The following is a 20212-nucleotide window of genomic DNA, read 5'->3' on the forward strand; positions in this document are numbered from 1 at the left end:
AGCCCGAGGATCAGTCGGACGCCCCGGGCGCGGTGCCGAGGCCGTCCAGCACGTTCCTCGCCCGCTGCTGGGCGCCCTCGCCCGCCGGGAGGTCGGGGGCGATGCCCTCGCCGTCCACATCGTGTCCCGCGGGGGTGCGGTAGTGCCCCACGGTCAGCTCCGCCACCGAACCGTCGGGCAGCTCGCTGGGCATCTGGACCGAGCCCTTGCCGAAGGTGCGGGCGCCGACCGTCACCGCCCGGCCCCGGTCCTTGAGCGCCCCGGTGACCAGTTCGGCCGCGCTCATCGTGCCGCCGTCGACGAGCGCGACCACGGGTCTCGCCGTGTCACCGCCCGGCGCCGCGTACAGGGCCCGCTCCTTCCCCCGCACGTCATAGGTGGCGACCAGGCCGCCGTCGAGGAAGGCGGAGGCCGCGTCCACCGCCTCGTGGACCAGACCGCCGCTGTTGCCCCGCAGGTCCAGCAGCACCCCGGCGCCCTCGGGGGCGGTCCGCACCGCCTCCCTGACCCGGGTGCCGGTGCCCCGGGTGAAGGCCACGACCTTGATCACCACGGCCCCGTCGTCGAGCCGCTCGACGGTGACGGACTCGGTGCTCAGGGTCGTACGGGTCAGGGACTGGGTCCAGGAGCGGCCCGCGCGCTCCAGGCCCAGCGCCACATGCGTGCGGTCCCGGCCGCGCAGCAGCCCCACGACCTCGGTCACCGGGCGGCGGTCGACCGCCGCGCCGTCGATGGTGCGCAGCCGGTCCCCGGCCCGGATGCCCGCCCGGCCGGCCGGTCCGCCGGCCCGCACCCGGGCGACCTCCACCCGGCCGTCCCCGGAGCGGCGGGCCCAGAGCCCGACACCGGTGTACTGGCCGTCGAGGGCCTGGCGGAAGGTCTCGTACTCCCGGCGGTCGTAGACCGCGCCCCAGCGGTCGCCGCTGCGGCGGACGGCCTCCCCGGCCGCCCGCGCACCGGACTTGCCGTCGGCCTCGGCCGCGGCCGCGGCCCGGGCGACCGTGCCCTCGTCGGCGGCAGGCCCGGCGGGGGGCGGATCGCCGGCGCGCGGCCCGGGCGGGGGCGCGCCGGTGACGGGAGCGCCGGCGGCGACCGGGGCGAGGGCGCCCGGACCCGACGGCCGGGCGGCGGGCGGGCGGTCCTGGGCGCCCGGGTCGCGCGGGAGCGAGTCGGTGGCCGCCGCGGTGGCCAGAACGGTCACAAAAACCAAGGACAGGCTCGCCCCACGGCTGACGCGGCGGGGCCGGCGGCGGCAGAGATCCGAGCCCGGCATGAGGCCGAGTCTAGGCGAAGCAAAAAGCGCCGTACGGCTGTTGCCGTACGGCGCCCGGGGGTGATCGTCACACCTTGAGGTACTTGCGCAGGGCGATCAGAGCGGCGAAGGCGGGCATCAGCAGACCGATGGCGAGCACCAGCGGCAGCTTGGTGAAGACCGCGTCCCAGCCGATGAACTCCACCAACTGCACCTTGTCCGCGAGGGCGAGGCCGTGATCGATGAGGAAGTAGCGGCCCAGCAGCAGGAAGCCGCAGGCGACCGCGCCGCCGAGCAGCCCGGCGAAAGCGGCCTCCATGATGAACGGCATCTGGATGTAGAAGCTGGACGCGCCGACGAGCCGCATGATCCCGGTTTCACGCCTGCGGCTGAACGCCGAGACACGCACCGTGTTGACGATCAGCATGGTGGCGATGACCAGCATCAGGCCCATCACACAGAGCGCCGCCACCCGCATGCCGTTCATCAGCGAGAAGAGGTTCTCCAGGATGTCCCGCTGGTCCCGGACCTGGTGGACACCGTCGCGCTGCGCGAAGGCGCTCGCCACGACCTGGTACTTCTCCGGGTCCTTGAGCTTGACCCGGTACGACTCCTGCATCTGGTCCGGGGTGATGGTGGCGGCGATCGCCGTGTCGCCGTACTGCTCCTTGTAGAGCTTGTACGCCTGCTCGGCGGTCTCGTAGTGGACCTTGTCGACGATCTCCATCTTCTCCAGGTCGGCCTTGATCTGCTGCTTCTGCTGATCGGTGACCGCGCCCTTGCCGCAGGAAGCGCGATTGGTCGTCGCGTCGTTCTTGTTGCAGAGGTAGATCGAGACGTTGACCTTGTCGTACCAGAAGTCCTTCATCGTGTTGACCTGCTGACTCATCAGCAGCGCACCGCCGAAGAGCGCGAGCGAGAGCGCCACGGAGACAATGACGGCGAAGGTCATGGTGAGATTGCGGCGGAGACCCACGCCGATCTCCGACAGTACGAACTGGGCGCGCATCGCGTGCGTTCAGCCTTTCCTTGCGCTTCTCTGCTCGGTGCACGGCCGCCGGGGCGCGGGGCCCCGGCGTCCGCTCAGTGCTGGTAGCCGTAGACGCCGCGCGCCTGGTCACGTACGAGACGGCCGAGTTCCAGCTCGATGACCCGCTTGCGCATCTGGTCGACGATGTTCTGGTCGTGGGTCGCCATCACCACGGTCGTGCCGGTGCGGTTGATCCGGTCCAGCAGCTTCATGATCCCGACCGAGGTCTGGGGGTCGAGGTTACCGGTCGGCTCGTCGGCGATCAGCAGCATCGGACGGTTGACGAACGCGCGGGCGATGGCGACCCGCTGCTGCTCACCGCCGGACAGCTCGCCCGGCATCCGGTCCTCCTTGCCGCCGAGCCCGACGAGGTCGAGCACCTGCGGCACGGCCTTGCGGATCTCGCCCCGGGGCTTGCCGATGACCTCCTGCGCGAAGGCGACGTTCTCGGCGACGGTCTTGTTGGGCAGCAGCCTGAAGTCCTGGAACACGGTGCCGAGCTGGCGGCGCATGTGCGGGACTTTCCAGTTGGAGAGCCGGGCCAGATCCTTGCCGAGGACATGGACCAGACCGGTGCTGGCGCGCTCCTCGCGAAGGATCAGCCGCAGAAAGGTCGACTTTCCGGAACCGGACGAGCCCACGAGGAAGACGAACTCGCCCTTTTCGATGTCGAGGGAGACATCCCGCAGGGCGGGGCGGTTCTGCTTGGGATAGCTCTTGGAAACACTGTCGAATCGGATCACGGGTGCACCACGGTCGGCCGGGGGTAGGTGTGCGTGACACTACGCGAAGGGGGCTCGCGGGCGCAGTCGGCGGCCGGGCTTGCGCGCTTTGTCCCTTCAGGCTTCCCCCGCGCCGGGGGGAGCGGCCGGGTGGGGCGCGCCGAATGGCACGGGAGCTGGCACAGTGGTAGGGGAACAGTCGCGACGCGCCGGGCGTTGTCGAGGAGAAGTGTGCTGACGGTCCGCGTCCGCGGCTCCGGCGCGCGGGAGGAGGAGAGCGCATGACCTATGACCGACTGGTATGCGCCAACTGCGCGGCCCCGGTGGCCGAGGGCCGCTGCCCGGTGTGCCGGGCGAACCGCGAGCGGCTCCGGCAGGAGGAGGGCGGCGGCGGTCCCTTCGGCGGGCTGAACCCGGCGGCACTGCTGATGTTGCTGGCCGTGCTCGTGGGAGCACTGGCCGTGCTGGCCTCGCGCACGGCGTAACCGCCGCGCGCGCACCCCGGGCGGCCCCGCCTCGCCCGGACGGGACATCGCCCGCGGGGACCGCGTGAGACATCAGGAGGGCCCGGGGTGCTGTGCCGCACCCCGGGCCCTCCCCCTGTTCCCGGAGCGCGGTGCTCCGGGACGGTGTCCATCGCGCTGTCACCGCGCCGTCACCGCTCCGCGGCGCCTTCCGGCGCCCGCCGGTCAGACGGCCGTGCGGTTGCCGCCGACGAGACGCGGCAGCATACGGAAGCCGATACCACCGGCGATCATGGTCGCGGCGCCGATGAGCAGGTAGGTGGTCTCCAGAGCGCCGGTCTCGGCCAGCTCCTCCTTGGCCTCGCCCTGCTCCACCGGCTGCGAGCCGGCGTTGTTGGTGTCGGTGTTGTCGGTGCACTCGACGCCGTCGGAGTTGACGGTGCAGTCGCCGCTGCCGCCGCTGCTCTCCGTGCCGCTGGTCTCCTTGCCGCCGGAGTCACCGCCGCCCGAGTCGCCGCCGCCGGACTCGTTGCCGCCGGACTCGTTGCCACCGTTGTCACTGCCGCCGTCGTCACCCGGGGCGCTGGTCCCGGTCGGGGCGGGGGTAGTGGGCTTCGGAGGCTGGGTCGTCGGGCTCGGCGGCTCCGTCGTGGGGCTCGGCGGCTGGGTGGTGGGCTTCGGAGGCTGGGTCGTCGGGCTCGGCGGCTCCGTCGTGGGGCTCGGCGGCTGGGTGGTGGGCTTCGGAGGCTCCGAGGTCGCCGTGGCGGTCGGCGTCGGGATCGTGGTCGGCGGCACGGACGGGGTGGGACTCGCGGTCTCCGTCTCCGTGATGCCGAGTCCGGCCTCGGAGCCCACGCTGAAGTCGGAGCTGACGGCCGAGGCGGCCCCCGCGGCGGTCAGGGACGCGCCGGCGGCAACCACCGCACCCGCGGCGATTCGCGCGACACGGATGCGCATCTTCTTGGTCATCTAACTGCTACCCCCAGTAGCTGATCGTTCAGTGGAGCAGGGTCCAGCGCGGCGACCTCAGGGGATTTCGAACTCTCTCCTGGCTCTCAGCCGCACCGGAAACACGCATGCCGCGCGTTACCCTTCCCAGTTTTCCCAGACGCGTCAAGGCAGTTGTGGGAGGGGATGCCCGGTATGAAGAGGATTGACCGAGGTGCGGCGATGCAACTGTGACATAAAAGCGAGCGCATCACCGGGAGATGGCAGTTTCCTTGTCGACAAAGAGAGTTGATGTGTTCATCGGTTCATATACCGGTACGGCGATAATCCGATACGTGAATTCCGGTGCCGGCACGGGAAATCCACAAACGGCGGAGGTGCCGGACTCGTATCGAGCCGGCACCTCCGCCGTATCACTCCGCTGTCACTTCTCCTGGCGCTTGCGCCAGCGAATCCCCGCCTCCAGGAATCCGTCGATCTCCCCGTCCAGCACCGCCTGGGGGTTGCCCACCTCGAACTCGGTGCGCAGGTCCTTGACCATCTGGTAGGGGTGCAGCACATAGGAACGCATCTGGTTGCCCCAGGAGTTGCCGCCGTCGCCCTTGAGGGCGTCCATCTTGGCCTGCTCCTCCTGGCGGCGGCGTTCCAGCAGCTTCGCCTGGAGGACGTTCATCGCGCTGGCCTTGTTCTGGATCTGGGAGCGCTCGTTCTGACAGGAGACGACGATGCCGGTCGGGATATGGGTGATCCGGACCGCCGAGTCGGTGGTGTTGACGCCCTGGCCGCCGGGGCCCGACGCGCGGTACACATCCACCCGCAGCTCGGTCTCGTCGATGTCGACATGGTCGCTCGACTCCACCACCGGGAGCACCTCGACGCCCGCGAAGGAGGTCTGGCGGCGGCCCTGGTTGTCGAAGGGCGAGATGCGCACCAGACGGTGGGTGCCCTGCTCGACGGAGAGGGTGCCGTAGGCGTACGGCGCCTTCACCACGAAGGTGGTCGACTTGATGCCGGCCTCCTCCGCGTAGGAGGTCTCGTAGATCTCCGTGGAGTAGCCGTGGCGCTCGGCCCAGCGCATGTACATGCGCTGGAGGCGCTCGGCGAAGTCCGAGGCGTCCACTCCGCCGGCCTCGGCGCGGATGTTGACCAGCGCCTCCCGCTCGTCGTACTCGCCGGAGAGGAGGGTGCGGACCTCCATCTCGTCCAGCGCCTTCCGGACGTCGACCAGCTCCGACTCGGCCTCGGCGAGGGTGTCCGCGTCGTCCTCGGCCTCGGCCAGCTCGAAGAGCACGCTGAGGTCGTCGATACGGCCGCGCAGGGCCTCGGTCTTGCGCAGCTCGGCCTGGAGATGGGAGAGCTTGCTGGTGATCTTCTGCGCCGCCTCCGGGTCGTCCCAGAGGGACGGGGCCGCGGCCTGCTCCTCGAGCACGGCGATGTCGGCCCTCATCCTGTCGAGGTCCAGGACGGCCTCGATCGACCCCATGGTCGAGGAGAGGGACTTCAGCTCTTCGGATACATCGACGACTGCCACGGGTCCAGCGTAACGGCTCCGGGGGACGTTCCCGGCGGGTCCCTGTCATACGGGGTCCGGTACGGGGCGTTCCCCGGGCTCCGGCGGGCCTGGTGAGCGGTGTTTCCGGGACCCGGGCGGCAGGGGGGCCGGCCGCCCGGGGCCGCAGCCGGAGCCGCCGCCGGGGTCCGCCGCCCGGGCCCGCAGCCACGGTCCGCCCCCACCGCCGCAGCCCGGGGCCGCCGCCGGGGCGCCGGGTCTCCGGGGCGCCGGCGGGGCCGGGGCGGGCCGGGGGTCCGGCGGGGCGGTCCAGGGGGCTTCCTTCGGACCGGGCCGGATCGGTGAGCGGGGTCCGGTGCCGTGGATCGCGAGGCGGAGGGCGGAGCCCACGCGGAGCGCCGGCGGCGGACCGTGGCTGCGGCCCCGGGGCCCGGCGAGATCCGAGAGAAACGGTTCAGGGCGCGGTGGGCGAGGAGTGCCGGGAGTCGCGTCCGGGGGGCTCCGGGTCGCTGTCGCCCAGGGCGAACCAGCCGCCGACGCCGAGCGCCGCGGCGAGCGCCAGGCCCGCCACGCCCAGGGTGATACGGCGCTTGCGGACGGCTCCGGAGACCCCGCCGGACCTGCCGGGGCCGGCGCCCTTCCCCGTTCCCCTGTTGCGGGCCGAGCCGGGGCGGCGCTGGCCGGGGGCCCGGGGGGCGCGGGCCGTGCCGTGGGCGCCGCCCGCCAGTTCGTCGGGGGCCGGGACCCTCATGGAGGTGTGGGTGTCGCGGTTGGAGTCGGCGGGGGCCGCACCGGGGACGAGCGGGACCGCGCCCCGGCGGCGCACCTCGCCCTGGGGCTCGGGCGCGGCTTCGCGGTACGGCTCGGACACCGGCTCGGTGTCCGGTTCGTCCACCTCCAGCGGAGGCATGCCCGCCAGCATCGGCAGCAGCTCGCGCAGCCGGGTGCCCAGCTCGGACGCGCGCAGCCGGGAGGCGGGGGCCTTGGCCAGGCACTGCACGATCAGCTGCCACAGCTCGTCGGGGATGCCCGGGAGCGGGACGACCGTCTCGGTGACATGGCGGCGCAGCACGGCGCCCGGGTGGCCGCCGCCGAAGGGGGTGAAGCCGGCGAGGAGTTCGTAGAGCACGGTCGCGAGGGCGTAGATGTCGACCGCCGCCCGCGGGGGCAGCCCCTCGACGATCTCGGGCGCCAGATAGTCGGGGGTTCCGATGATGCGGGACGACTTGGTGCGGCGCGGGGTGTCGATGAGCTTCGCGACGCCGAAGTCGGTCAGCAGGGCGGGGTGCGAACCGGCGGGGCCGAGCGGTCCCTCCATGTCGAGCAGGATGTTCTCGGGCTTCACGTCCCGGTGGACGACCCCGGCCTTGTGCGCGGCGGCCAGGGCGTCGGCGACATCCGCGGTGATCGCGACGGCGGCCTCGGGGGCGAGCCGGCGTTCGCGGTCAAGACGGGTGCGCAGATCGGTGCCCCGGATGAGATCCATGACGAGCGCGAGGTCGTTTCCGTCGACCACGAGATCACGGACCCCGACGATCCTGGGGTGGTCGAGTCCGAGCAGGGCGGTGCGCTCCTGGACGAAGCGTCCGACCAGCTCCTGGTCGGACGCGAGGTCCTCGCGCAACAGCTTGACGGCGACGGGCCCCTCGGGGCCCTCCCCCGCCCAGACCGTGCCCGCGCTGCCCCGTCCGAGGATCTGGTGGGCTGTGTACCGGCTGCCGATATTCCGTGCCAAGACTGCTCCCTCAGCGGCTGGCGTTGGCCCATAACGTACGCGGGGAACCGGGGCGCGTGTGCCCCGGATGGCGCCAACCTTCACTTCCCGGGACGAAAGAGACCCGGGAAGTCGACAAATCCATTCAGTGGCCCGGAGCGCGCGGCCGTGCCGGGACCGCCCCCGGGACCGGCCGGGTGCGGGGTCCGGTGTCCGGGACCCGGCGGCCGGCCCCGGGCCAGGAGGACCGGGCCAGGAAGGCCGCCCCGCCGGTTACTGGCCGCCGCCCGAGCCGGAGCCCGAGCCGCCCAGCTCGGAGACCCAGTCCGTCACCTTCGCGATGCCGTCGCCGATGGCGTCCCAGTACCCCTGGCCCTGGGCGACCCAGTCCTGGAGCGGGGTCAGCTCCCAGACCAGCCAGCCCGCGACCACGAGCATGAGCACGGAGACCAGACAGCCCTTGAGGCAGCCCAGACCCGGGATGCGGGTCGGGTTGGCGCTGCGCTGGCGCGGCTGCCGGGGCTCCCGCCGCGCGGGCGGCTGCGGCTGCTGGGGTTGCTGCGGCTGCTGGGGCGGCGCGTACGGCTGGGGCGCGTACTGCTGCTGTTGCGGCGGCTGCGGCTGGGGCCGCTGCCGGCGGGGCTGGGGACGCTGCGGCGGCTGCTGGGGCTGCGGCGGCGCGTACTGCTGCTGGGGCGGGTACGGCGGCTGCTGGTGCTGCTGGTGCTGCTGCTGGGGGTGGCCCTGCTGGGGGTGGGGCTGCTGCTGGCGCTGCGGACGGCGGCGCAGCGGGTCCTGGCTCGGGTCCAGGTACTGGACCTGCGTCTGGTCGTTGCGGTCGCGGGCGGCCTGGAGCTGGGACTGCCAGGGGTGCGGGTCCCCGGGCCCGGGCTGCTGCGGGGAGCCGTCCGGACGCGGCGGTACGGGAGGCATCACCGCGGTCGGGTCGGCACCGGGCGGCCCGGTGTGCGGCAGCACGCTCGTGGCGTCGGCGGCACCGGCCGGGGAGCCGGTCTGCCCCATCACGCTGGTCGCCGCGTTCGGGTCGAAGCCCGCGTTGTTCGGCAGCACCTGGGTGAGGTCGGCGGCGCCCGGCGTCGGGGGCACGGGGGCCGGCGCGGGGTCGGGCGCGAGCAGGCCGGCCACCCCGAGGGCCGCGTCGACCTGGGCGGGGGTGGAGTGGACGCCGATCCCGGCGGCGACGGTGCGCAGCGCGCGGGCGAGGTTCTCGGCGCTGGGCCGCTCCCCCGGCTCCTTGCGCAGACACCGCTCCATGACCGTCCACATCGGCTCGGGGACGGTGGTGGGGCGGCGGGGCTCCTCGCTGAGATGGCGCTGGAGCACCTCCAGCGCGGTGCCACCGGCGAACGGCGGACGGCCGGTGACCAGCTCGTACATCAGAATGCCGGCGCCGTAGACATCGACGGCGGAGGTCTGGGGGCGCCCCTCGGCGGACTCGGGCGCGACATAGGCGGGGGTGCCCACGAACTCGTGCGCGCGGGTGAGGCCCGGGGAGTCGGCGAGGCGCGCGATGCCGAAATCGGTCAGCATCGGGTGCATCTGGCCGTCGGCGTCGGTCTTCAGCAGCACGTTCGCCGGCTTCAGGTCGCGGTGGACGACCCCGTCGGCGTGGCTGGCGGCGAGCGCGTCGGCGACCTGGGCGGTCAGCAGGGCGCCGGCGACCGGGGTGAAGGGGCCGTTCTCGCGGAGATAGCGGTGCAGGTCCGGGCCGTCGATCAGATCCATCACCAGGGCGAGGAGATCCCCCTCGACCACCAGGTCCCGGGTCCTGACGATATTGGGGTGGGTCAGCCGGAGCAGGACGGACCGCTCGCGCAGAAAGCGCATCACGACATCCGCGTCGTTGGCCAGCTCCTCCTTGAGGACCTTGATCGCGACGGTCTCGCCGGGCTGGCCCGGGACGGCCGCCTCGGCGCCCGCGGTCTCCCTCTGACGGGCACGCCAGACGGTGCCGGTGGCACCGCGTCCGAGCGGCTGCTCCAGGAGGTACTTGCTGCCTACAGGCCGCACGTCATGCGCTCCCTGCTGATCGTGGTCCTTGCGTGGTCCGGGCCCGCTGTGGCCACCCGGGTGTCCGACCCACTTTAGGGCCTGTGCCGAGAACACCGGCGGTTGTCCACAGGCCGTGGTCCGGGAGCGCCCCCGGTGATCTCCGCCGGGCCCCTCGGGGACACGGGCCCGCCGCCGGCGGCCGTGTCCCGCCCGCGGGGAAGACGCCCGCTCGGCGGCGAAGGTTGCCGGACCGCCGCGTGCCGTACGCAACATCCGCTTCCGGTCCAGAACCCAACCAGGCATTTTTCCGTCCGGAGCGGACCAATCAAGATCACTTATTGACAGTCCCCGGGCGTGTTGTCAGCGGCAGGTGCGAGGATGCCCTCAGCGCGGAGCCGTGGGGGCGGGAGCCCCACGGGCCGCGCCGACCTGCCGGGTGGGGGCGATCCGAGGCGACCCCTGCCGGGCACCCCGCGCAGAAGGGATTGCTGACGGCGATGCAGATCCGGCTGACCGTTCTCGCGCCGCGCGGCGGGCAGCCCGCGGCGGGGCCCGCGACGGCGGTCGCCGGGGCGGAGGCCGCCGCGGCCCGCGCGGGCTCCGCGACCCCCGCCGGTGCGCACGCGCGCGGGCCCTCCGGCGCGCGCGCGTGCGATGTGCTCGTCACCGCACCCGCGGGGACGGCGCTGGCCGCCGTGGCCTCCGCGCTGGCGACCGCCGTCGCGGGCCCCGATGTCCACGGCACCGTCGTGGTCTACGCGGGCGAGGAGCGGCTGGACGCCCAGCGCCGCACCCTCGGCGAGCCGCCGCTGGTCGACGGCGCGGTGCTCTCCCTCCAGCTCCCCGGCCCCGTGGGCCCGTGCGCGACGGACGCCGCCGCCCGGCTCCATGTCGTCGCGGGCCCCGACGCGGGCGGGGTGCATCTGCTGCACGGCGGCCGGATCAGTGTCGGCCGCTCCGCCGCAGCCGATGTCCCGCTCGACGACCCCGATGTGTCCCGGCTGCACTGCGAGGTGACCGTGGGGGACGACGGCCGGGTCACCGTCGCCGACCTCGGCTCCACCAACGGCACCACGCTGGACGGCAGACCGGTGGGCGACCGCCCGGTGCGGCTGCCCGCGGGCGCGCTGCTGCGCCTCGGCGAGTCCACGCTCCTGCTCGCGCCGGGCGACCGCTCGGCGCCGCTGGCCACGGTCCCCGACGGCGAGGGGCATCTGCGGGTCCCGGCGGCCGGGGCGGAGCGGGACGGCGCGGGGCCCGGCCCGGAGCCGGCCGGCGCGGAGGCGGGCCGGGCCGGCGGCGACCCCGGCCCGGAGGCGTCCATATCCCCGGCGGCGGGCGGCGGCCCGCACACCCCCGCCCCCCGGGGACACGGATCGTCCGACGGCTCCGGCCACGGCCCGGCCCGGGAGCCCTCCGCTGAGGCGCCCCGGAGCGCCCGGGACGCGGCGGGCCCCGTGGTGCGGGTGCCCGCGCAGTACACCCCGGCCCCGGCCGCCGGCGACGGCCTCCCCGCCGGGGAGGCGCACGGCCCCGGGGCGCCGGAGCCGGAGGGCGCCCGGGCCGCCCCCCGCAGGCGCGGCATAGGCGCCTGGGCCCGGCGGTTCACCGGAGGCCGTGAGGAGACCGCCGAGGAGACCGCGCCGGAGCCGGGCCCGCCGCCGGTGGCCGCCGCCTCCGTCGCCGACTGCTGGCCCGACCCCGCCGCCGTACTGCTCACCGCCCTGGGCCCCGGGCCCCGGCTCTGGGAGCGGGGCCCCGGCCACCCCGAGGCGCTGGTGCTGCGGCTGGGCACCGCCGACCGGGACGGGCTGCCGTCCGTGCCGGTGACCGTGGGGCTGCGCGAGGCCGGTTCGCTGGGTCTGGCCGGTCCCCGGGAGCGGCTCGCCGGCACGGCCAGGTCCGCCGTGGCCCAGCTCGCCGCGCTGCACGCGCCGGCGGGGCTGGAGATCGTGCTGATCAGCGCCGACCGGGCGCGGAGCCTGGAGGAGCGCAGGGCCGAGTGGTCCTGGCTCGGCTGGCTGCCCCATCTGCGGCCCGCGCACGGCCAGGACTGCCGGCTGCTGCTGGCCTACGACCGGGACCAGGCCGCCGCCCGCGCCGCCGAGCTGACCCGCCGGCTGGACGACGGCCCGCTCGGCGCCGGCTGGCCGAGCGCCGACCGTACGACCGTCTCCGACGCCGCCGACCGGTACACCGGGCGGCGCACGGTCGTCGTGGTCGACGGGGACCCCGGCTCGGCCGCCCTGCGCGAGACGATGGCCCGGCTCGCGGGTGTGGGCCCGGCCGCCGGCATCCATCTGATCGCGCTGGCGGAGACACCCGCCGCCTCACCGCTCTCGCCCATAGCCGCGACCTACGAGTCGGCGTGCGAGGCCTCGCTCGCCTTCCGCGAGTGCGGAGCCGTCGCGATACTGAGCGGCGATGTGGCCACCGCGCTGCGGCTGCTGCGCACGGCCGGCGGGCTCCCCGCGGGCCAGGGCACACCGGCCGCGGTGGACGCGGTGTCGGCGGCCTGGGCCGAGCGGTTCGCGCGCGCCCTCGCCCCGCTGCGCACCGAGGGCCCGGGCCCCGGCCCGAGCGCCGCGACCGCGCTGCCCCGTTCGGCCCGGCTGCTGGACGAACTGGGTCTCGCCCGCGCCACCCCCGCCTCCCTGATGGCCCGCTGGGCCTCGGGCACCTCCGACGGGGCCGTGGTGCTGGGCACCGGCCCGGCCGGCCCGCTCTGTGTCGACCTGGCCGAGGACGGGCCGCATCTGCTGATCGAGGGCCCGCCCGGCAGCGGGCGCACGGAACTGCTCCGCTCGGTCGCCGCCTCGCTGGCCGCCGCGGGCCGGCCCGACCGGCTGGGTCTGCTGCTGGTGGACGGCGCGGGCGGCGGGCGCGGTGAAGGGCTCGCGGTCTGTACGGAGCTGCCGCATGTCACCGAGCACCTGGTGGCGAACGACCCGGTGCGGATGCGGACGTTCGCCCAGGCCCTCGGGGCGGAGCTGAAGCGGCGCGCCGAACTGCTGGGCGGGGTGGAGTTCGCCGACAGCCACACCCGGCGCCATGCCACCGAGCGGCTGGCGGGCCGCCGTCCGGCCGTCCCGTCCGACCCGCACGAACCCTCGTCGCGCGGCGATCTGGAATCCGCGCCGAGCGGCACGCTCCGGCTCCGCCCGGGCGGGCGGGTGCGGGCCGTGTCCTCGGCGTCGGAGCGTCCGCTGCCCCGGCTGGTGGTCCTGGTGGACGACTTCGACGCGCTGGTCGCCCCGGCTCTCGGCAGCACGGGCCGGCCGGCGGCCGGTTCGGTGGTCCGCGCGCTGGAGGCCGTGGCCCGGCACGGCGGGCGGCTCGGAGTGCATCTGGTGACGGCCTCGGCCCGCCCGGACCGCACGGCGGACACCGAGCCCGCGCGGGCGGCCCGGCTGCGGGTGGCGCTGGACGCTCCCCCCGCGTCGGCCGGACCGGACGATCCGCTTCCGGGCCGGGGCGGGCTGCGGCATCCGGACGGCCGGGTGACCCCCTTCCAGGCCGGCCGGGTGACGGGCCGTATCCCGCGCACGGCGACGCTGCGGCCGACCGTGGTGCCGCTGGAGTGGGAGCGCATGGGCGATCCGCCGACCCGCCGACCCGTGCGCGAACTGGGCAACGGGCCGACCGATCTGGCCCTGCTCGCCAGTGCGCTGGAGCGCGCCGCCCACCTGGTGGACGCGGCTCCGGTGCCGCCCCTCTCCGCCGTACACCCCTGACCAGCGGTGCCGCGGGGGCCGGTGCCCGCGGCACCGGCGCACTCCGGCGCGCCACCGGGGCGACCTCACCTCACGGAGGCATCACGAAAGGCTCTCGGGTCCCCTGACGGCTATTGCGGGCCCCCGGTACCGGGCGTACACCTGTCGGGCAACGGGACAGCGGACGCGAGAGACGGGGCAGAAATGCACACACCTCTTCGCACGGGAAGGGCCGCGGTGGCGTTCGCGGCCATCGCCGCCCTCGCCCTCGCCGGCTGCGGTGACAGCGGCGGGAGCGGCGGCGACAGTGCGGACACCGGCAAGGACACGAGCGGGGCGCCGGCGGCCGGCGTCGAACTGCCCAGGCTGAGCGGCGAGAAGATACAGGTCGCGGCGGTCTGGAGCGGCCCGGAGCAGGAGAACTTCGTCAAGGTCCTCAACGAGTTCGAGAAGCGGACCGGGGCGGATGTCACCTTTGTGCCGGCCCAGGACCCGATCATCAACTTCCTCGGCACGAAGATCGCGGGCGGCAGTCCGCCGGATGTGGCGATGCTGCCGCAGCCGGGCGCCATCCGGCAGGCCGTGGAGCGGAAGTGGGCCAAGCCCGTCGGCGCGGCGGCCAGGGCCCAGCTGGAGAAGAACTACTCGGTCGGCTGGCAGACGATCGGCCAGATCGAGGGCGAGCAGTACGGCGTCTACTACAAGGCCGCCAACAAGTCGCTGGTCTGGTACAACAGCGCGGCCTTCGAGAACGCGGGCGCGAAGGTGCCGGAGACCTGGAAGGACTTCCTCGCCACCGCCGAGACGATCTCCGCCTCGGGTGTCCCGCCGGTCTCGGTCGCCGGGGCGGACGGCTGGACGCTCACGGACTGGTTCGAGAACATCTATCTCTCCCAGGCGGGCCCGGACCAGTACGACCGGCTCGGCCGGCACGAGATCAAGTGGACCGACGCGTCCGTGAAGGCGGCGCTGACCACCCTGGGCGAGCTGTTCGGCAAGCCGAATCTGATCGCGGGCGGTGCGGACGGCGCGCTCCAGACCGAGTTCCCGGCCTCCGTCACCCAGACCTTCACGGGCGGCGACCAGCCCAAGGGCGCGATGGTCTTCGAGGGCGACTTCGTCGGTGTCAACATCGCGCAGACCGACGCGGAGATCGGTACGGACGCCAAGGTGTTCCCCTTCCCCGCGGTTGGCTCGAAGCCGCCGGTGGTGACGGGTGGCGACGCGGCCGTCGCCCTCAAGGACAGCAAGGGCGCACAGGCGCTGCTCACCTTCCTCGCCTCGCCCGACGCGGCGCGGATTCAGGCCGCCGAGGGCGGGTTCGTCTCGCCGAACAAGTCGCTGGATCTCGATGCGTACCCGAATGACGTGCAGCGCGACATCGCGAAGGCGCTGATCGAGGCGGACAGCGATTTCCGGTTCGATATGTCGGACCAGATGCCGCAGTCCTTCGGCGGAACGCCCGGCAGCGGCTTCTGGAAGCACCTTCAGGACTTTCTGAAGGACCCGAAGGATGTGGCCGGAATTCAGCGGAAGCTGGAGTCCGACGCCGCCAAGGCGTACAAGAGCTGACGGGTGTCCACCGCGACGGCGGCGGGGGGCCCGGCGCGTCCGGGACCCCCCGCGAAGAAGCGCAAGAGCGTGACAGGCACACGTAAAATCGTCGCGGCCGGCTTTCTGCTGCCCGCGCTGGTGCTGCTGGGCGCGCTCGTGGTCTACCCGATCGGGTACTCGGTCCAGCGGTCGTTCTTCGACCAGTCCGGCAGTGGATTCGCCGGTCTCGACAACTATGTGGAGATCTTCACCGACGACACGATTCTGACCGCGGTGAAGAACAACGCGGTGTGGGTCGTGGTCGCCCCGGCGGTCTCCACGGTGCTGGGGCTGATCTTCGCCGTACTGACCGAGCGCATCCGCTGGGGCACGGCCTTCAAGCTGATCGTCTTCATGCCGATGGCGATCTCGATGCTGGCCGCCGGGATCATCTTCCGGCTGGTGTACGAGCAGGACCCGGAGCGGGGCGCGGCGAACGCGGTCTGGGTGGGGGTGCACGACACCTTCAACGAGTCGGCCACCTTCCAGCGGGCGCATCCGCTGCCGGCGCATCCGCTGAAGGCGGGCGGCGGCGGTTCCTTCGTCACCAAGGAGCCCGTGAGCGCGGACCGCCCGGTGCTGCTGCCGCTGGTGGGGGTGCCGCCGGAGAAGATGCCCTCCGACGCCGGGGCCGCGAGAGCCCAGGAACCGGGAGCGGGCGACGGCCGGATCACCGGCACCGCGTGGCTGGACTTCACCAAGGGCGGCGGCGGCCGGCCCAATGTCGTCGACGCCGGGGAGCGGGGGCTCAAGGGCATCAGAGTGGAGGCGGTGAAGGACGGCGCGGTGGTGGCATCGGCCCGGGCGGCGGCGGACGGCACCTTCTCGCTGCCGGCCTCGGCGGAGGGCGCCCAGGTGCGGCTGCCCGCCGAGAACTTCCGGGAGCCGTACAACGGTGTCGACTGGCTCGGCCCGTCGCTGGTGACCCCGGCGATCATCGGCAGCTATGTCTGGATGTGGGCCGGGTTCGCGATGGTGCTGATCGCGGCCGGTCTCGCCGCCGTCCCGCGCGAGCTGCTGGAGGCCGCCCGGATGGACGGCGCGAACGAGTGGCAGGTCTTCCGGCGGATCACCGTCCCGCTGCTGGCCCCGGTGCTGGCGGTGGTGCTGGTCACCCTGATGATCAACGTCCTGAAGATCTTCGACCTGGTCTACATCATCGCGCCGGGCTCGGCCCAGGACGACGCCAACGTACTGGCCCTCCAGCTCTACCGCTCGTCCTTCGGCACGGACGCGCACCTGGGCGTCGGCAGCGCCATCGCGGTGCTGCTGCTGTTGCTGGTGATTCCGGTGATGTACGTCAACATCCGGCGCATGCGAAGGGAGCAGGGCCGATGACAGCGCCGACCACGGCGAACGGCGTGGCGAAGGCAGAGCGCTCACTCCCGGCGCGGATCGCGGCCGGTGCCGCCGGCGGTGTGATGCGGGTGTTCCTGGTGGTGGTGGCCCTCTTCTGGCTGATGCCCACCTTCGGCCTGCTGATCTCCTCGCTGCGCGGCCCGTCCGACATCGCGGAGAGCGGCTGGTGGCGGGTGTTCAGCGCACCCGCCGAACTGACCACCGAGAACTACTCCCGGCTGCTGGAGAACGAGGCCATCACCGACTCGCTGTTCTCCAGCGTCATGATCACCGTCCCGGCGACGGTGCTGGTGGTGGTGATCGGCTCGCTGGCGGGGTACGCCTTCGCCTGGATGGACTTCCCGGGCCGCGATTGGTGGTTCATGGTGGTCGTGGGGCTGCTGGTGGTCCCGGTGCAGGTGGCGCTGGTCCCGGTGTCCAGGCTCTTCGGCGAGGTCGGGCTCTTCGAGACCACGCTCGGGGTGGTCCTCTTCCATGTGGCGTTCGGTCTGCCGTTCGCCATCTTCCTGCTGCGGAACTTCTTCGCCGAGATCCCCCGGGAGCTGCTGGAGGCCGCACGGCTGGACGGGGCGGGTGAGCTGCGCCTCTTCGCCCGGGTGGTGCTGCCCCTGGGGGCGCCGGCCATCGCCTCGCTGGGCATCTTCCAGTTCCTGTGGGTCTGGAACGACATGCTGGTCGCGCTGATCTTCGCGGACTCCCAGAGCGCGCCGATCACGGTCGCCCTCCAGCGGCAGGTGCGGCAGTTCGGGAACAACATCGACGTGCTCGCGCCGGGGGCGTTTCTGTCCCTGATCATTCCGCTGGCCGTGTTCTTCGCCTTCCAGAAGCAGTTCGTCTCGGGGGTGATGGCCGGGGCGGTGAAGTAGCGGCCGGCGCGGCGACGCGGGCCGGGTCCGGGGCGGCACGGGGGTGCGCCCCGTACCCGGCCGGCGTCGGCGGGTGGCGGGACACGCCCCCGGGCGCCTCCCGCAGGGTGGCTCCCGCCGAGCACGTCCGGCCGAGCACCTCCCGCAGGGCCCCATCCCGCCGCGCGCCGACTCCTCGCCGCGCGCCGACTTCCCGCCGTATGCCGACTTCCGCCGTATGCCTTCTCGCCGCATGCCTTCTCGCCGCGCACGATCCGCCGATCCAGAAATAGCTAGAAAGTACACCAAAGCGGACTAAAGTACCGGCCGATGACGCCCCATCGGTTCGCCTCGCTGCCGCCTGCCCTCCTTCTCCTCCGGGACCCGGAGGAGACCGGTCCCCGGCCCCGGCCCGCCCTCGCGCTGGCCGCCGTCTGGACCGTCACCCGCCTCGGGATGCTCGCCCTGCTGCTCATCGACCGGCTGGGCGACTCGGGCGTGGCCGGCGAGGTCCACCGGCTCTACCGGAGCTGGTACGGACAACTCGTCCACGGGGCCTTCCCCCTGGGCGATGTGACCTGGCAGTACCCCCCGGGCGCGGCGGTGGTCTTCCTGTCGCCCGCCGCGCTGCCCTGGCTGACGTACTTCCAGGCGTTCGTGGTCGTGGTGCTGCTCGCGGACGCCGTCGTCACGGCCGCCCTGGCGCGGGCCGGCACACAGGGCGCCTGGCTCTGGGTGTGCGCGCTGCCGCTGCTGCTGAATCTGCCGCTCGCCCGCTACGACGTGCCCGTCACCGCCGTCGCCGTCCTCGCCCTGCTCGCCCTGCGCGGCCGGCCGCATCTGGGCGGTGCGCTCGCGGGAATCGGGGCGCTGATCAAGGTGTGGCCGCTGCTGACCGTCCTGGGTACGCCCCGGGGGCGTACCACCCGGGCCGTCTGGGGCTCGGCCGCCGCCTCCGCCGCCGTGCTGATGGCCGTACTGCTGACCGGATTCAGCCACCCCCTGGACTTTCTCCGGCAGCAGGGCGCGCGCGGAGTGCAGATCGAGTCGCTGGGCGGGACCGCGCTGCTGCTGGCGCGGAGATGGGGGTGGCCGGGCGAGGTCGCCTTCCAGTACGGGGCGTTCGAGTTCACCGGCCCGTACGTCACCTCGATGGCGCGGCTCTCGCTGGCGCTGAGCCTGGGCGCGCTCTGCTGGCTGGTGCTGTGGCGGATCAGGGCCCGCCGCTGGAATCCGGCCACGCCCTATGATGCCGCGTTCGCCGCCGTGCTCCTCTTCACGGTCACCAGCCGGGTCATCAGCCCGCAGTACATGATCTGGCTGCTGGGTCTGGCGGCGGTCTGTCTGACCTCCCGGCACACCACCCAGCGCCTGGTGGCGCTGCTGATGGTGCCCGCGGCGGTGCTCAGCGCGCTGGTCTTCCCGCTGCTGTACGACGATGTCATCGACGGCACCCCGGTGGGGTGTCTGCTGATGGTGCTCCGCAATGGGCTGCTGCTGGTGGCGGCGGTGCTCTCCTGCCGGCGGCTCTGGCTGACGACCGTCTGACCGCCCGCGGCGCCCCGGGCGGCCGGGGCCGGGCGGCCGGGGCCCCGGCCGTCGCCGCCGCACCGCCCGAGGGCCGCCCGCCGGTGGTCAGGCGGCGGGGCGGCCTCCGGGCGGTGCGGCGGGTGCGGCGGGTCCGGCGGGTCCGGCGGAGCACCCCGTCGGACCCGCCGGCGGGTCAGCCGCGCGGCGCCAGCGGGGCGGCGGACCCGGACCCCGGCTCGGGGGCTCCCTTCGCGGGGTCGTACCGAGGGTTCTCCGGGTCGTACGGAAGCTCGATCTCCGGCTGTTCGTCGCGGTCGAACGGCGGAGGCGTGTCCGTCCAGCTCTGTTCCAGATGGGTCGTGTACTCGATGACCTCGCCCTTCACCCGGTCGTGATCGTCCCGGGTGGCCACGGTGAGGGTGCCGAGCGGGGCCCCGGTCCTCTTGTCGAGCACGATCCGGCGTTCGATGCCTCCGGGGCTGGGCAGGGCGACCCCGTACCCGGGACGGCCCGAGCGGTCCTTGATCTCCCCCAGGGCGCGGACCCCGGGCTCGGCGGCGAGCAGGCGGTACGCGGCGGCCCGCAGCTCCGGTCCCGCGGGCATGCCGACCGCGATCTCCAGCGCCTTCGCCGCCACCAGTTCGCGCAGATGGCGCGCCGGGGCGTTGTACTCCTCGTCGACGAGTTCGTGCAGCCGCTCGCGCAGCCCCTCGACGTCGGTGGGCAGGCCGCGCAGTTGCCTGATCTGGATCTCGCCCATCGGCATGGTGTCCCCGCTGCCGCCGGGAGCGTCCTGGGCGATGAGGCCCGACGCCTCGTGGCGGAGCTTCCCGAAGCCGGTGAAGACATCCCAGGCACGGGGCGCGCCGGACTGCCGCCAGGCACGTTCGTCCCCGAGGGACGCGGGGCGGGCGCCGATGCCGGTGGTCCGGGACCAGCGCCGGTTGGCGTCCCGGGCCAGCCACTCCCGGGACTCGTACCGGTCGTCGACCACATATCCGGGGCCGCCGTTCGCCCCGGGCACCCGGAACATCGCGCCGTGGCGCTCCTTCTGGTACCAGAAGGCGCCATCGCCGGCCGGGTCGCCCCCGGCCTCCTGGCGCTCGGCGGCGGCCAGCAGATAGGCCCCGCCGGACGCGCCGTCACCGAGGGTGCCCTGACCTGCTTCACGGGCGGCGTCGCGGGCGGTGCCGGGCGCGGACGACCCGCCGTCCCCGGCGGGCAGCAGCGTCACCCCGAGCACGGCGGCGGTCGCGGCCGAGGCCAGCCCGATGCCCCACCGGGGACTGAGCAGCCTCCCGGGACCCGTCCGTCCGCTTCCCGTCCCCGCCGCCGTACGCTCCCGCCGCACACCGGCCGCGCCGCGGGTGCCGTGCGCGCCGTGGGTACGGTGGGTGGCCCGGTCGCCCGCCATGGCCGCCGCCAGCTCCCGTTCCCTGACACCCTCTCCGGCCGGTGCCTCGGGGTCCAGATGCGCCGGACGGGCTGCCGCCAGCCGCCGCAGAACATCGTGTCTCAT

14 protein-coding genes are annotated in these 20212 nt (G+C 73.8%); 6 read left to right on the forward strand and 8 right to left on the reverse strand.

Annotation, left to right across the window (positions count from 1 at the left end; genetic code table 11):
• Window positions 1-10 precede the first annotated feature (10 nt).
• The 3 genes from ABT122_RS15070 to ftsE form a co-directional block, all read right to left on the reverse strand.
• Complete coding sequence (locus ABT122_RS15070; RefSeq protein ID WP_351550869.1) at window positions 11-1273, reverse strand: S41 family peptidase; 1263 nt, start codon at window positions 1271-1273, stop codon at window positions 11-13.
• A gap of 67 nt (window positions 1274-1340) precedes the next feature.
• Window positions 1341-2261: a permease-like cell division protein FtsX gene (gene ftsX, locus ABT122_RS15075; RefSeq protein ID WP_351550872.1), complete on the reverse strand. Its 921-nt coding sequence runs from the start codon at window positions 2259-2261 to the stop codon at window positions 1341-1343.
• A gap of 74 nt (window positions 2262-2335) precedes the next feature.
• A complete protein-coding gene (gene ftsE, locus ABT122_RS15080) occupies window positions 2336-3025 on the reverse strand; it encodes a cell division ATP-binding protein FtsE (RefSeq protein ID WP_351550875.1) in 690 nt (229 codons plus the stop codon).
• Window positions 3026-3285: 260 nt separating this feature from the next.
• Between ftsE and ABT122_RS15085 the strand changes: the two genes are divergently transcribed.
• A complete protein-coding gene (locus ABT122_RS15085) occupies window positions 3286-3489 on the forward strand; it encodes a hypothetical protein (RefSeq protein WP_351550878.1) in 204 nt (67 codons plus the stop codon).
• Window positions 3490-3693: 204 nt separating this feature from the next.
• On the opposite strand, the gene ABT122_RS15090 is transcribed toward ABT122_RS15085, so the two are convergent.
• The 4 genes from ABT122_RS15090 to ABT122_RS15105 all read right to left on the reverse strand — a co-directional run bounded on the left by ABT122_RS15090 (window position 3694) and on the right by ABT122_RS15105 (window position 9671).
• Window positions 3694-4437 carry a hypothetical protein gene (locus ABT122_RS15090; protein ID WP_351550881.1) on the reverse strand — a complete coding sequence of 248 codons (744 nt, stop codon included), beginning with the start codon at window positions 4435-4437 and terminating at the stop codon, window positions 3694-3696.
• Window positions 4438-4840: 403 nt separating this feature from the next.
• On the reverse strand, window positions 4841-5947 hold the full coding sequence (gene prfB, locus ABT122_RS15095; RefSeq protein WP_351550884.1) for a peptide chain release factor 2: 1107 nt from the start codon (window positions 5945-5947) through the stop codon (window positions 4841-4843).
• Between the two features lie 433 nt (window positions 5948-6380).
• A complete protein-coding gene (locus tag ABT122_RS15100) occupies window positions 6381-7661 on the reverse strand; it encodes a serine/threonine-protein kinase (protein ID WP_351550887.1) in 1281 nt (426 codons plus the stop codon).
• Between the two features lie 252 nt (window positions 7662-7913).
• The gene (locus ABT122_RS15105) at window positions 7914-9671 is read right to left on the reverse strand and encodes a serine/threonine-protein kinase (protein ID WP_351550890.1); all 1758 of its coding nucleotides are present in this window, start codon (window positions 9669-9671) and stop codon (window positions 7914-7916) included.
• A 479-nt stretch (window positions 9672-10150) separates the two neighbouring features.
• Here ABT122_RS15105 and ABT122_RS15110 point away from each other — a divergent pair, with 479 nt between their 5' ends.
• The 5 genes from ABT122_RS15110 to ABT122_RS15130 all read left to right on the forward strand — a co-directional run bounded on the left by ABT122_RS15110 (window position 10151) and on the right by ABT122_RS15130 (window position 18711).
• On the forward strand, window positions 10151-13387 hold the full coding sequence (locus ABT122_RS15110; protein ID WP_351550893.1) for an FHA domain-containing protein: 3237 nt from the start codon (window positions 10151-10153) through the stop codon (window positions 13385-13387).
• Between the two features lie 183 nt (window positions 13388-13570).
• Window positions 13571-14938 (forward strand): ABC transporter substrate-binding protein, encoded by a 1368-nt coding sequence (locus ABT122_RS15115; RefSeq protein WP_351550896.1) that lies wholly within the window; start codon window positions 13571-13573, stop codon window positions 14936-14938.
• Between the two features lie 3 nt (window positions 14939-14941).
• Window positions 14942-16297 carry a carbohydrate ABC transporter permease gene (locus ABT122_RS15120; RefSeq protein WP_351550899.1) on the forward strand — a complete coding sequence of 452 codons (1356 nt, stop codon included), beginning with the start codon at window positions 14942-14944 and terminating at the stop codon, window positions 16295-16297.
• The gene (locus ABT122_RS15125) at window positions 16294-17184 is read left to right on the forward strand and encodes a carbohydrate ABC transporter permease (protein ID WP_351550901.1); all 891 of its coding nucleotides are present in this window, start codon (window positions 16294-16296) and stop codon (window positions 17182-17184) included. The genes ABT122_RS15120 and ABT122_RS15125 overlap by 4 nt, the downstream gene beginning before the upstream one ends.
• Window positions 17185-17493: 309 nt before the next feature.
• Window positions 17494-18711 carry a glycosyltransferase 87 family protein gene (locus ABT122_RS15130; RefSeq protein ID WP_351550903.1) on the forward strand — a complete coding sequence of 406 codons (1218 nt, stop codon included), beginning with the start codon at window positions 17494-17496 and terminating at the stop codon, window positions 18709-18711.
• A 175-nt stretch (window positions 18712-18886) separates the two neighbouring features.
• Here the strand turns inward: ABT122_RS15130 and ABT122_RS15135 are convergent, their stop codons facing one another.
• Entirely contained in the window at window positions 18887-20212 is a 1326-nt protein-coding gene (locus ABT122_RS15135) for a CU044_5270 family protein (RefSeq protein WP_351550906.1), read from the reverse strand.

The organism is Streptomyces sp. NPDC001985 (genome assembly GCF_040296845.1).
Taxonomy (GTDB): domain Bacteria; phylum Actinomycetota; class Actinomycetes; order Streptomycetales; family Streptomycetaceae; genus Streptomyces.